This window comes from Croceicoccus marinus, from assembly GCF_001661675.2.
Classification (GTDB): Bacteria; Pseudomonadota; Alphaproteobacteria; order Sphingomonadales; family Sphingomonadaceae; genus Croceicoccus; species Croceicoccus marinus.
Genome location: NZ_CP019604.1, coordinates 106,146 through 119,311 on the forward strand (window position 1 = coordinate 106,146; position 13,166 = coordinate 119,311).

Annotated in this window: 12 protein-coding genes; 3 read left to right on the forward strand and 9 right to left on the reverse strand. The window is 59.1% G+C overall.

Annotation, left to right across the window (positions count from 1 at the left end):
* The first annotated feature begins 4 nt into the window (after nt 1-4).
* Nucleotides 5-193 carry a hypothetical protein gene (locus tag A9D14_RS18125; protein WP_066850814.1) on the forward strand — a complete coding sequence of 63 codons (189 nt, stop codon included), beginning with the start codon at nt 5-7 and terminating at the stop codon, nt 191-193.
* 78 nt (nt 194-271) lie between these two features.
* Nucleotides 272-496 (forward strand): hypothetical protein, encoded by a 225-nt coding sequence (locus A9D14_RS18130; RefSeq protein WP_066850815.1) that lies wholly within the window; start codon nt 272-274, stop codon nt 494-496.
* Between the two features lie 33 nt (nt 497-529).
* On the opposite strand, the gene A9D14_RS18135 is transcribed toward A9D14_RS18130, so the two are convergent.
* The 4 genes from A9D14_RS18135 to A9D14_RS18150 all read right to left on the reverse strand — a co-directional run bounded on the left by A9D14_RS18135 (nt 530) and on the right by A9D14_RS18150 (nt 6,846).
* Nucleotides 530-1,447 (reverse strand): hypothetical protein, encoded by a 918-nt coding sequence (locus A9D14_RS18135; protein WP_066850816.1) that lies wholly within the window; start codon nt 1,445-1,447, stop codon nt 530-532.
* A 162-nt stretch (nt 1,448-1,609) separates the two neighbouring features.
* Nucleotides 1,610-2,956, reverse strand: a complete 1,347-nt coding sequence (locus A9D14_RS18140) for an McrC family protein (RefSeq protein WP_066850817.1) — start codon at nt 2,954-2,956, stop codon at nt 1,610-1,612.
* Between the two features lie 6 nt (nt 2,957-2,962).
* Nucleotides 2,963-5,743, reverse strand: coding sequence for an AAA family ATPase (locus A9D14_RS18145; RefSeq protein WP_066850818.1), 2,781 nt, complete (start codon nt 5,741-5,743; stop codon nt 2,963-2,965).
* Entirely contained in the window at nt 5,740-6,846 is a 1,107-nt protein-coding gene (locus tag A9D14_RS18150; protein ID WP_066850819.1) for a DEAD/DEAH box helicase, read from the reverse strand. Before A9D14_RS18150 ends, A9D14_RS18145 begins: the two co-directional genes overlap by 4 nt.
* A gap of 145 nt (nt 6,847-6,991) precedes the next feature.
* Here A9D14_RS18150 and A9D14_RS18155 point away from each other — a divergent pair, with 145 nt between their 5' ends.
* The gene (locus A9D14_RS18155; RefSeq protein ID WP_066561326.1) at nt 6,992-7,813 is read left to right on the forward strand and encodes an IS5 family transposase; all 822 of its coding nucleotides are present in this window, start codon (nt 6,992-6,994) and stop codon (nt 7,811-7,813) included.
* Between the two features lie 11 nt (nt 7,814-7,824).
* On the opposite strand, the gene A9D14_RS18160 is transcribed toward A9D14_RS18155, so the two are convergent.
* The 5 genes from A9D14_RS18160 to A9D14_RS18180 form a co-directional block, all read right to left on the reverse strand.
* Entirely contained in the window at nt 7,825-10,101 is a 2,277-nt protein-coding gene (locus A9D14_RS18160) for a TM0106 family RecB-like putative nuclease (RefSeq protein WP_157668309.1), read from the reverse strand.
* Between the two features lie 226 nt (nt 10,102-10,327).
* Nucleotides 10,328-10,915 carry a zeta toxin family protein gene (locus A9D14_RS18165; RefSeq protein WP_232469188.1) on the reverse strand — a complete coding sequence of 196 codons (588 nt, stop codon included), beginning with the start codon at nt 10,913-10,915 and terminating at the stop codon, nt 10,328-10,330.
* Nucleotides 10,912-11,268, reverse strand: a complete 357-nt coding sequence (locus tag A9D14_RS18170) for a TA system antitoxin ParD family protein (RefSeq protein WP_066850821.1) — start codon at nt 11,266-11,268, stop codon at nt 10,912-10,914. The genes A9D14_RS18165 and A9D14_RS18170 overlap by 4 nt, the downstream gene beginning before the upstream one ends.
* A gap of 117 nt (nt 11,269-11,385) precedes the next feature.
* Nucleotides 11,386-12,600: a type II toxin-antitoxin system HipA family toxin gene (locus A9D14_RS18175; RefSeq protein WP_066850822.1), complete on the reverse strand. Its 1,215-nt coding sequence runs from the start codon at nt 12,598-12,600 to the stop codon at nt 11,386-11,388.
* Complete coding sequence (locus A9D14_RS18180) at nt 12,597-12,899, reverse strand: helix-turn-helix domain-containing protein (protein ID WP_083988191.1); 303 nt, start codon at nt 12,897-12,899, stop codon at nt 12,597-12,599. The genes A9D14_RS18175 and A9D14_RS18180 overlap by 4 nt, the downstream gene beginning before the upstream one ends.
* Nucleotides 12,900-13,166 lie beyond the last annotated feature (267 nt).

Sequence of the window (13,166 nt, forward strand, 5' to 3'; positions counted from 1 at the left end):
TATTGTGCGTAAGAGCGACGGTTGCCTGAGCCAGATCCTGATTGCGCTCGTCGTGTTCGGGCTGCCCTTGTTGGCGTTCGGGATCGAACTGGTGAAATTTGCGAAGGAGGAAACCCTCGGCGCGATAATTTGCACGTCAACAGTCGTTGGGCTCGTATGGCTATATTATCGCCATATCAGCGATGATCGCTGATTTAGCTATTTGGACCATGTCCGTTTCTGTCGCAGTACCTCTCCAACTTCGCTCCACCATTTCAAAAAGGATGCACCGATGCAGTTTTCAGGATTCTGGGTTGCTGGCGACAAGACCAAAGTCGGCGTCACCCCTGCTGTCTTCGACGAAACAGAACTTAGTGAGGCCAGCAACTGGAAGGCCGCGCACCAAAATGAAGATCCCGCATTGCCGCACGGATTTGTCGAATGGGCCGACGCCGTGGCGGACATGGAACGGCGATTAAACGGGAAGATTGGATATCCGATAGAACCAGATCTGTGATCACACGAGATCGGACTGCGTTACATGTCGAACTTAAAGACCCCAATCGAAGTTGTAGTAAAACTTGCCATTCGGCTCGCGATCATAAAATAGCACACCGTACCCATCGGTGTGAAAGTTGAAAATCATGTCATCCTCGAATTTAATAAGAGGATAGGAAATTCCTGCGTCCCAGTTCCAGGGGAAGTAATTTCCGAACAGTTCGATTGTGTCAAAATGAAATCGACACGAGTCAGGCAGACTTACTTTCGCTATTGATTCTGCTCTCTGAACAAAATTCGCATCATATTCGTCCGCGTGGTCCTCACTTCGGATATCAAGAAGGCGATTTACCATCTGATGCAACTGATCTGTGCGTCCGGCTATGCCCGTTATCTGGCGCCCCGCCTCTACCCAAACGGTCCGCTTTGCGGATGTCGCATCCCAGGAATAGACGTTTCGACTGAAGTCAAATTCTGTCAGTGGCCTCGCCAAAGGTGGCGGGGTCAATTGGTCCAGCGTGACAGAATGGCCAGGCAAAACACGCGTTAGGCTGTCACTCCCATCCATCCATACCTGGACCAACCCTTGACCTACGTTGCGGCCGGATTCGGCTGAAAGCCAGTCGAGATCAAGCTGCAGGATAGGCTCAAGATGTAGGCCGTCATTTGACGGCCAAGGAAATTCAGGGCTGGTGTAAAGCGGTCCTGCCACCATCGAACAGGTCCGATCCAATTGTGCTATTGGTCTTAACTCGATAGCAGCTTTCAAAACATAGCGGTGCATGTTGAGCAGGTCCATAACAAAACCGACTGCATCGTCGCTGCTACCGTCTGCGACCATAGAGAGGTCTATTGGGGGCACACCAACCTTGGCGTCAGCGGCCAGTCGCTCCTTGATGTAACAGGTTAATTCGCGAAAGAAGGCTGCATCCGTCTCGTTGCGAGGCTCCATAGTCAGATCAATTGGCATAACAAATCCTAATGGCGCCTGCTATAATACTGGCGGTGGTTGAGATCAGTAATTTACCTGATGCTGATAGGTCTATCTGGAAGTTTCTTCCAAACCGCATTCAATGGTGGAAGGCAACGGTGCGAACCATGAATGATGTGGCTTTTTGAAGATTTATGTTATTCAAAGATCATTGACAGCCCTATCTTGAATTGTTTGATGACTCTCCTCGGACAATTCTCGTAGAATTATGGAGGTCAGATCTCGCTTAAAGAGCTTCTGGGACGAGATGTCGACTGTCGAAACCGCGAGACGCTCGCACCCCTGTGCCAATCCGAATTCGTGCCGTGCTTGTCCCACTGTGCCCGGCACGGAAGGATAAAGCAGCATCAGCCGGTCACAGCGATACAGCCGGGCGTACGCCATCAGCTGGTAGACGTCGGCCTGCTTCACGCCGCGTTTGCGGTCGAACGGATCCGACGCCAACTTCTTCCATTTCGTGTCAATGATAGCGCGCACGCGGCCCGATGATCTCTCGCGCAGCAGGATGTCGGGCTTGGTCTGGAACAGGCTTGGCCTGATATCCTCGCCCTCGCACCAATGACCGAGGCAATATTCGAGACCGCCCTGCGCCACGATCTCGATCCCCGGTTCGCTTAAAGCCTTGCGCAGGCCGGCCGCCACATAGGCCTCGAACAGATCGTTCATGGGGAACAGCAAGGTGATTCCGTCAGCCGCAGCCGCTTGAGTGTGCGTGGTCTGCCATTCGCGCCGCAGGAACAGCTTGGCCATCGCGAACAGGCTGCGCCAGCGGCGATTGCTGCGGTCGATCACCACGCGGTTCCATGGCAGGCTTTTGACCGGCATGTCGGGCACATCGGTCATCATGAATCGCAGTTCGGCCAGCCTGCGCTGTGTTTCCTGATGGCGGGCATGCCGGTGCAGCATCACCGTACAGGCCTTCATCACGCGCATCAGCGGTGTGTCGGCTTCGAGACTGTCGAAGCGGCACGACAGCCGATCGGGACGGACGGCATTGATTGTGAACTGCCGCATCACGTCCAGCCTGCCGCGAAGGGCCGGCAAATCATCCTCGCGTGCGTTGTAGTGTCGGGGCAATCCCCTGCGGGCTTCAGCTAGCAACCGATCGGCAAAAATGCGCACCAGGATATCGAGCAGCGTATGATCCTGCCGCGCCATCGCCGCCGTTTCCCCGGGAGAGATGTCGAGATCGAGCGCGACATCGAGCATGTGCACGAGCCTAGCGCGCACGCTTGCATCGCTCTCGCCATCGCCGGGCTCGATCTTCGGCAGGATTTCCAGCGAGCAGCCCTGCCCCGCCAGTACCCCCACCACCTGACGCGCATGCAGATGCCGGTTCTGTTCGATCAGGATCAGCTGTCCCTCGCTGCCGCCATTTGCATGGCTGCGCGCTGCAGCTAGCAGGCTTTCCGCTTGGGCATGGGTGAAGCCCCCCTCCCCCGTGCCGATGGGAAGCTTCTGCCATTCATGGACGGTGCGATGGGCCACAGGCGCTTACTCTGCCGCTTCCTCGTATTGCGGCTGTTCCTCGCTTTCGTCAGGCAGCGAGCCTTCCAGCAAGCGATCATAGGCATCGGTGAGGAATACGCCCCGCACGGACCAGCTGTCGCGTGGGTCGCCCATGATTCCGGGCGGCGCCTTCAGCGTTGTCTTCTCGAGAAATCCGTCGCCCACGACCGAGGCGATCCGCGACCAATCCTCGAAGAAATATTCCTGCAGCAGGGGAATGACCTTGTCGCGCATCGTGGCATCGATGGCGCGGCGGTCCTTGCCGCCATCACCCATGAAGAATGCATGGCCGATCCGGTGATCGCGATCGATCAGATATTCGATGCGCTGGTTGATGACGGTGAGCACCTGCCGGAGCGAGATGCCATCGGCCGTTGTCAGCAGAGACGGGTCAGGCGCGATCTCCTCGAACTTGAAGCGGCGGCGAAGCGCAGTATCGATTTGCGCGATCGACCGATCCGCCGTGTTCATCGTGCCGATCACGTGCAAGTTCGACGGCACGCCGAATTCGCGTTTCGAGTAAGGCAGCCGCACTGTCAGCGCATTGCCCTGTCCAAGCCGCTTGTCGGGTTCAAGAAGGGTGATCAGCTCACCGAACACTTTGGAGATATTGGCGCGGTTGATCTCGTCGATGATGAGCACATGCGGCTCGCGCTCGGCGCTCTCATCCTCGACTTCGCTAGCCGCCGCAGCATTCACGAGCCGTTCGATCTCGGTGATGTTGAGGCGCGACTTCGGCACCTCGTAGACCGTATCGAGGCTGAACCGCTTTTCGCTGATCTCGCGGACATCGACCCCTTCCGGGTCATCCCAGAGCCAGCGCACCTTGCGCCGATGGCAATAGCGACCATCGGGCCGCGGAGCATATTCATACGACCCCTCAACCACTCCGATCGCGCGAAAGGCATTCAGCCCCTTCGAGACGATGACAACATCGCCTTCATTGATCCGGTTGCGGAAACGGTCGGGCGATTTGACGTCACCATTCTGCACGGTGAGCTTTTCGTCCGGGAAACGCTCGTGCAACTCGCGCAGGATCGCGTCGCGGTCCCTGAACCTCTCGTCGGACCAGTCGACGTTCTTGAAGCCGAAGATCGCGTAGCCTTCCTCCAGGCTGTCCTCGAACACCCATTCCCACTCGGCCTTGCCTGCCTCGCCGAGCGAGAGCTTGAAGACACTGCGATCATCGAGCGAGAACGCAGCATCTGCTTTCATGACAGGCGCCGCGGCACGGTCAGCGATCCGGCGGAAGATGCCTGGCTCGGGCTTCAATTCGAACCCGCCAGCGGTCTGTCCGTCGGCTGAGCCTGTCGTAGGGCGAAGACCCTCGACAAAATCCTCGTAGCCGAAGTTCTGGTGGAAGGTGACGAACTCGATCCGCTTTTCCTTCACCAGCTCGCCATAGCGTTCCATCAAGGCGGCACGGCCTTCGTCATCGTCGCCGTCGTCCGCGTCGCCATCGCACAGCCGCACCGCCTCCAGCGCTGTCCGATAGGTTTTGCCAGTGCCGGGAGGGCCGTAGAGAATGAGATTGGTGGGTTTGGCCATGCTCAAGACCTTTGCCGCGCTGTCGCCAAAGCGATCACGCCAATATTTGTGATTTCGAAACCAATCGAGATCCTGCGATTCATCCTCATAGATGAAGCCAGCAAGGCGGCGGGCCGCCTCTTTCTTCTCAACCGGCAAGCGCCAGATCGTGTCGTTGTTAGTATATAGCCACCACAGCTTAGGCTCTGTCAGAGGCGTCCAGTCCACCTTGACCGAAAGGCCGTCGTCCGACACTTGCGTGACCACACCGGTTGCGCGAATACGCATCGCGGTGGCGGGATGGCCTCTTTGTTCGAACGGCGCATTGCGCTGCCCGGGGAGGTAGTCACGAAGTACAATGTGGTCGCCAGAACGCATTTCGCGAACCATCTGATTATATTTGCCGCCGTTATCGTACAGCAGGTGCCAATCGCCGCGCTTCACGAAGCCGTCAAACCCATCGACGTCGCCGTCCAATGCGGTGACGAGATAGATAGAACTGGAAACGGCCGCTTCTGCTTCACCTTCTACTTCGAGCTCGTTTGGCCAAAAGCCTGCCCGAGGCGGATCGATCGGAAACTGCTGGCGCAGCTTCTCCAAATTGTTTTCAATGGCGGAAACCAAAAGGGGTGCGCCTGTTTCGGACAGATCGACTGGCGATTGAGCGACTAGTTGGAGTGCGTCATTCCGCGCGTTGAGTGCGACCTCACAGTCTGCGGCTCGCAAGTATCCTATGACTGAATGTGCGCGACTACGGCCCTTGAACTTTCGGCCAAACCGAACCGGCGTGTGGGCGATGTCGACGAACCACCAGTCGAGGCCGGCATTATGAACCGCGCGCGCAATTCGGCAGAAGGAGGCTTCTGTAACCTCGTCCCAGTTCGCGCGTACAGCCCGGAAATCTGCATTGCTGTCAAACTTCGCCAGAATGTCCGAATCGCCAAGATGGGCTGAATCGCGAAACTTGACGTAGGAATTCAATGTGCTGCGGAAATGCGCGAGCGTGTCATACACATTGCCATCGACGGCAATCGCAGATGGATTGGGCAGCCCCGCCGCCTCGTCAGCCTTGCTATAGGCAAGCCTGGCGAAAATCCTCGCGCATTTGTCTTCCCTGAACGCCTCGTCGAGGTCACCAAAATGCTTCTCGATGCGCCGGGCATCTGAAATGCGTGTGCTGACAGTATTAGGAAGGTTGCCCTCTGCCTCGAGCCACGCCTTGTATTCAGCCGTCTTCACTTATCGCCCCCTATTTCCGCCACCCACGCAAGCGTGTTGACGAGCGCCAGATGTTCAACCGATTTGGCGTCCAGTTCCAAGAGCCTGGGACCCGCTATCACCAGCGCGAGCGTGCGGGCGCGGCTGATCGCGACATTGAGGCGGTTCTTCGAATAGAAGAAGTCCACGTGCCGCGGCAGATCGTCCGGGCTCGATGTCGTCATCGAGACGATCACAACCTCGGCCTCCTGTCCCTGGAACTTGTCGACGGTGCCGATCTGCGCCTCTTCAGGCAGCGCTTCCTTCAGCGCGTTCACCTGCATGTTGTAGGGCGCGACGATCAGTATGTTGTCCCATCCAAGCGTGCCCGCCCTCCCCTGCCGGTCGGTGAACTTCGTGCCGATCAGGCTGTCGGCCACTTCCTTGATGCGAGCGACCTCCTCGTCGCTGCGCTGGCCGCAGCCTTCGTGATCCATCGCCACGAAACGGATACCGCGCTCGGCAAGCACCGGATCGGCATCGCCGGGCAGTTGCAGGGTTTGCTGCGCACAATCGGGATGTGCTTTCAGGCGTCCGTCATAGACCGCCTCTGAAATGAACCCGCAGATATCGGGATGCATGCGCCAGCTGGTGTCGAGCAGAATGCCGCGGTCGGGCGCCACGGTCGCATCCTCCTGCAGCAAATATTCAAGTGCCGACTGGCCGCTCTCGCCAGGATGGCTGCCCTGGATGGGCTGGCCAAGCTGCATCTGGTCACCCACCAGCACGATGTTGCGGGCAGAAGTCCCCATCGCGACCAGATTGGCGACCGCGACTTGCCCGGCCTCGTCCACGAACAAATAATCGAAATACTGGTCCACGCTTTCGTCGGCGAAGAACCATGCCGTGCCGCCGATCACGTCGGGCAGATAGTTCTCGAAATCCGAATTACGCTCGATATCGATGACATTGTCGGCGTTCATGAAGCTGTCGGGATTTGCCTTGGTCGCCTTCTTGGCGACGCAGGCGGTCAGCCCGCTTTCGTCGCAGACATCGGCCACGCGGCCCAGAAGGTTGTTGATCGCCTTGTGGCTGTTGCTGGAGATCCCAACCCGCTTGCCCGCAGCGACCAGCGCCGCGATCACGTGGGCACTGGTATATGTCTTGCCCGTACCCGGCGGGCCCTGAGAGCCTGATCCGAAATTAAGTTGAGTGGTATCAGCTGGTTAGCTTGACGCTTACCCAAGTCGTTGATTCAGCGGTTTTGCAACGAACCAAAGGAAATCAACGATGTGGACCGACACCACTCGCGCACTGTATGCCCGCGCGGAACTGGCATTGCCAAGTGATTTGACCGATGCCGAATGGGCGGTGCTGGAGCCGTTCTTCCCGCCACCTTCTCATGTTGGCCGCCCTCGCAAGTGGCCGCTGCGGCGGATTGTCGAAGCGATCCTGTATCTGCTGCGGGGCGGACTGCCATGGCGGATGCTACCGCCCTGCTTTCCGCCAGTCTCGACGGTGCGGCGCTGGTTCTACCTGTGGCGTGATAACAGGCTGTGGCTGTCGCTCAATCATGTCCTGTTGCTGATCGGGCGCGAAGCTGTAGGCCGCGAGGCGTCGCCAAGCGCCGGAGTGATCGACAGCCAGAGCGTCAAAACCACGGAAAGTGGCGGCCCACGGGGCTATGACGCAGGCAAGAAGATCAAGGGACGCAAGCGCCACATCCTCACCGACACCGATGGAAATCTCGTTCATGCGGTAATCCACACCGCCGACATCCAGGATCGTGATGGCGCACCGCTGGTGCTCGCCGAAATCATCCATCGCTTCCCGTGGCTACGGCATGTCTTCGCCGATGGCGGATATGCTGGCGACAAGCTCCGTCAGGCGTTGCGCAGGGTTGGTAAGTGGACCATCGAAATCGTCAAACGGTCCGACAAAGCAAAGGGCTTTGTGGTTCTCCCACGCCGCTGGGCTGTCGAGCGCACTTTGGCATGGCTCAACCGAAACCGGCGTCTCGCAAAGGACTTCGAGCAGACCATCGCCTCGGCAACCGCGTGGCTGTTCATCGCATCGATCCAGCTCCTCACGCGCCGCATCACAAGGCTATGAAATCACATCGGTTAGTTTTGAATCAGACTCTGAATGAATAGCACGCTGTCATCGAGAGCGAGACAGCGCAGCGTCGCGGCCTCGACAAAGCTTTCACCCTCGCGCACCAGGTCGCCGCCGTCCCAATCGTGAAGCGCAGGCTTCTTGCGGTTCAGGAAGCGCAGCAAAGCCTTGTAGCGGGTATCACCCCCCTCCCCTTCCAGCGGAGCGAGTGTTTCGGGGTCCAGGCCTGCCCATGAACAGGCAACCCGGCGGATCGCGGCCTGCAATGCCGCGCTGTTTACCGTGGGCTCGGCCATCAGCCCGCCGTCCAGCGGAAAGCTTTCCTCGCCTTTCAGCTGGCGCTTCAGTTCCAGTGTCCCTTCGCGCAGGTCGAGGCTCTCGATCTTGCCCACCCGGCGCAGGCTCGGGACATGGATCATCGTCTGGCCGACGCGCAGCTTGGTATCCTGCCGCGGGAAACGATAGCGCGCGATGGTGCTCTTCTTTTCCTTGCGCAGCCAGTCCTCGCCGTCGGGGCGGATCATGCCGATGCATTCGCCGTCATCGACGAGCTCGTCCGGATCGCGCTCGCAGCGGTCGAACATGGCCCAAAGCGCCGGCTTGTCGGCTCGCCTGTGAAATTGCGTCAGATGCGCCATCAGCGCCCTCACCCGCTTGTCATGCGGCGCGGGCGCGGTCTCTATGGCGTCGATGAGTGCAGCGGCGGCTCTTTCCGCCGCAATGCGTTCCTCAGTCTTTTCTTCGGAGACGGGCGTGGCGGGGCCGACCTCCCGCCATGGCAGATTGTCCATACGCAGCGTGACCAGCCAGTCGCGCAGCCCCTCGGTGTTCTCGCAGTCCACCCGGTTATATTCGAGGATGCCGTCGAGTATCGTCTGGTCGCCGCTTTCCTGCCAGCTCTTGTATTCAACGATCGACTGGTCGGCCTTCACCACATTCTGCTCGCGCTTTTCGGCGAAGAAGATCTCCATGGTCTTGAGCGAAAGGTCCGGCTCGCTGGTGCGGATCGCCTGGCGCAGCACGCCGTAGAGATCGACGAAGCGCCGCTGGCGCAGCAGATCATCGAGCAGATCCTCGCGGCTCGCATGCTGGGTGGAAAGACGGCGCAGCGAGGTGACCTCATAAGGCGCATAGTGATAGACATGGGCAGCGGGATTTTTCCGCAGATGCTGCGCTATCCAGTCGATCATCGTTTCAAAGGCGATACGTTCCGCATCATGGTCATGCGCCCATTCGAACCGGAATTCAGGGCGCGAGCCATCGCGGAAATGCACGCCCCACAGATAGTCGAGCCCTCCTTCCTCCAGCGGATCCCCCTCGAGGTCGAAGAACAGGTCCGCCGGATCGGGAGCGGGCATGGCGGCAAAGCCCCTCCCCTCCTCTATGGGCAAGGGCACGGCGCGGGGGTCCCCACCCTCGCGCCGTGCCTGCTGCAAGCGCGCCTGCGCCTGCAACCTGCCGAGCGTGGCCGAAGCCATGCGCGGTATACGCGTGCCCTCCCCGGCTCCGGCCAACGCGCCGAGCGTATCGATACCGGCCTTGCGCAGCTTGTCTGCCTGCGGGCGGGCCAGTCCTGCGACCAGGCTGAGGTGATCGCTGGCTTCCCATTCGCTGGCGCAGTGATCGCGCCAAGCGCAGATCGTGCAGGCATCGCAAGGTTCGGGCCGCGAAACGGGAGCGCCCTCCCCTATGAAATCGAGATAGCGCCGCTCTGTCGCACGCAGCACATGGGCAAATTCGGCAAGGCGGAAGCTGTGCGTCTGCCCATCGCCGGTCGCGACATGCACGCGCCGCGGCAGGCGGCCCTGCACCGCCTCCATCATCCGCGCATAAAGTCCAAGCTGCACAATGTGCGATGCCTTCGGACTGCGCGCGAGCTTGGTATCGACAGGCTCGTACGACCACCCGCCAAGCGCCGACGGCTCCTCGACCCGGATCAGGAAGTCGGCATAGCCATGCCATGGCGCATCGAGGAACGCGGCCTGGAAGATCGATGTCGCTCCGCTTGCCATCGCCTCCCGCGTTGCGGCCGCGCGCTCCTCGAGCGAGCCCGAGGTATCGATCTCGACCAAGCCGCCCTTGGCTTGGAGGAACTTGCGGTAGGTGTCCTCGTGTTTCAGCCCGGCTTTCTGCGTCAGCTGGTTCATTTCGCCATCGGCGGCTTTTTCGGGCGCAGCATCGGGATTGGTCGCGCCGAGCAGGTACAATGCCGTCGCGTGGCCGCAGCCGAGAAACCGGACAAGATCGGAAGGCGCGTGAAGCAGCGCGCCATTGTGAATGTACAAGATTGCCCCCTGAAGTAATGACCTGCGTAGGCTATTTCATACAGCTACGTCAGATTCGGTCGTTGCCCCCTGCCCTGATGATGAGCGGCCACTTTACGGCGGCAGAAGGCAATGCAGCGCTTTCACCGGGCAAAGAGACAGCCCATCTGGCGGCGGTAGCGTGCCTCTCGGAAGGCCCAGTCGTCTGAAGCCATGCTGATGAGCACGATGAGGACGAGACCATGTTCTAATCGGCACCGTCGATATATCCGGCCTGGATCCACGACGGCAGAGTTTCTGTTCGCCAGAACAGCCTTCCCCGGCGATACTCGAGGCATCGCCTTGCTGGCGCGGCCAGGCGGCTGTTGTCGAAAACCTGCCCGACATGAGCGAGCATGACGGCCTGCCGGATCAGCGGTAGTGACCGATGATAGCGGCCGCGCACCTTGTTTTCAGGAACGGGGTGCCCGCCTTCTTGCACGCGTTCTGCGACGCGGGCGACGGAGAGGTCCGGATCGTTGACGCCGACATGCAGGACGAGCGTCATAAAGCCCGCTGCTCGCGCCTTGCTGATGAGATCGAGCTTGGATGGGTGGGAGAAGACCGTCTCAGCAACGAAACTTTGTCCCGAGACGATGTGTTGGTCGCGAAGCTCTGCTGCAATCTTCGCAGCAGCGTAGGCCGCCTTTTCGTCGAGATCCTGGAGTTCGTCGCGCTGGATGAGGTCGGCATTGATGAAAGGACCGGCGAACCGGCCTGCGATACGGGTTCGATAGAGAGTTGATTTACCTGACCCGTTCGGTCCTGCGATCAGGACCATGGTCGGTGCGCTCATGCAGGGGCTGCTTCGACCTTGGCTGCGTTGATGTCGCGCTGGTAAACGAGATTGCCGCTATCATCGAGCCCGACGCCGAGGCCACGTAGCTGCCGTTCGATATGGAATTCTATCTCCTCCGAACTGGGGTCTTTGGCGACGGCGGACAGAGCATCGAGCGCGCTGGCATCCTCGGACGACGAAATTTTCGCCTGCAGGATGCGCGCCACGATATCGTGCGACAGCAGGCTCTCGACCGCCTGACCGATACGGATATAGTGCGAGACCTGCCCCGCAAGCGTACGGCTGAACGCCTGGCTGCTCGCTTGCACTGTCTCGAACAACTCGTCCGCGATCTTGATGGACTTGGCCATGGCTCACATCTCCTTTGAACCAAAAGTAGCATGTTGCCACCTCTGGTTCAATATCGTCCGATCAGCGCGCAAGCCGGAACCGGGGCACCCCCGGCGCGAAGCATTTGAAAATTGTAGTCAAACAACGAGCTTCTTGCGGTGCCTTTCGATTGCCGAAACCACTTCACCTGGAAAGGATAGATGCCGGCTCTCCTGATCCCAGAGTTGATCGAAGTGCGCGACTGTTTCACGCGCTGTCGACACCACAAGGTGAGCAGGGAGACGCGCCTTGTCGGCTATTGCCGCCAATTCGGTGTAGGTGAACGAGTCCCATCGCCGTGACTGATGGAATTTGAGCGCAGAATTGTCCTCGGGGAGATACGCCACCGTCGACAGGAGATCGTAGGCGGGGGCCAGAATGGGCCGACGCCGATCCGGATAAGCCAGGGACCAGTTCTTGAGGTGCATGTCCCCATTTCCAATCAGCACGCAATATGTAAGGCGCCGGATGAACTCCACGACGCTGGTCTCATCGGTCTCGATGGCCAGGACGGCCAGAAGTTGGCGATAGCTCGCGTTTTCGTACTTCTCATTCGGGTACACGCCGAAAACCTGGGCGAAATCCTCGATGTGCACAGGTCCCTGCGGACCGCGGTCGAAACGCCTTATGGTGTAAGCGGACTGCCCATAGCGTTGTATCCCTTCCGGCAGACCTTCAATGGCCTCGATCGGCATCAGGTCGATCTCCGGCACGTCGATCCCCAGCTGCTTGGCGAGTGACATCGCCGCAAACTCGGCCTCCGGAGCATCGGGATGCCGTGCTGAGGGCAATTTCACGATCCAGTCGCCTCCCGTACCGCCTGCCGGTATCGCTAGTCCTCCGTTTTTACCCCGGGCGCGGATGCCCGAAAATTTCAGCTGAACTCCGGCCAGCGAGAACCGCATTGTCCGATCGTTCTGCTCAGCTACGCGCTCGTCGGAAATAGGACGGAATTCAGCCGCCACATTGTCGACAGGTAGAACCTTCACAGCACCGGGCAGATCTTCGCCGAGCTGCGTGAGAAGCGGAAACTCGCGGATTGCCTTCACCCCTGCCCGGCGTGCCAAGAAATCTCTCAAGGTCCCTTCGGGCAGTAAGTTGGAGAGGAAGGGTTCGATCTGCGTACGATAGGCACGTGGCGTATCGATCAGACCGCCCAGGGAATCCTTATACGACAGCGATAGGGTGGGTCGGGCGGGATCTGCGGCATAGTCACGGTCGAACGAGAAGATGCTGCCGTCACCATCCAGTGGGACCAGACTTCCTATGCGGATGTCATGAAGGAAAACATCGAGAGCAGCCGCATTGATCATGCGTCATCCTCGTCGAGCCTATATGCTGGGACCTGGCGTGCATTGATTGGAGATCTGGCCGACCGCAATACCCCCTCAAGGACCGCCAGAGCCGCTCGTGGCACCAGCGTTACCTCCAGGCCGAGTGCGCGGCTAAGCTCAGTCAAACTCGAGAGTTGAAGATCTACTCCTCCACTTTCGATTTTTGAAATGTGGCTCTGCGGTATGCCTACCCGGCTGCCCAGCTCCTTTTGCGTCAGGCCCTTTGCTTGCCGGGCAGCTCTTAAGCTTGTCGCAATCTCTTTGTTTCCCGCACTCATCGATCTATGGTGGCAGATAATTTGGATGTTGCATATGCTTATCTATATACGAAGCTCGTCGTATAGGTTTTAATATATATCAAACACGAGTAAGGCCTAAGTCCCCCACACGTGTGCTGGAAAGCGGCATGGCTGACGAAATTTCGATGAGTATATACGTGATTTAGATTCTGGCCGACCAGCCAATAAGGAACACTCGTTTGCCGACCGCACCTCACCCTGTCGCTAATGACACGCTCAGCGGCCAGGCTTAGCCCTTTTCCGCAA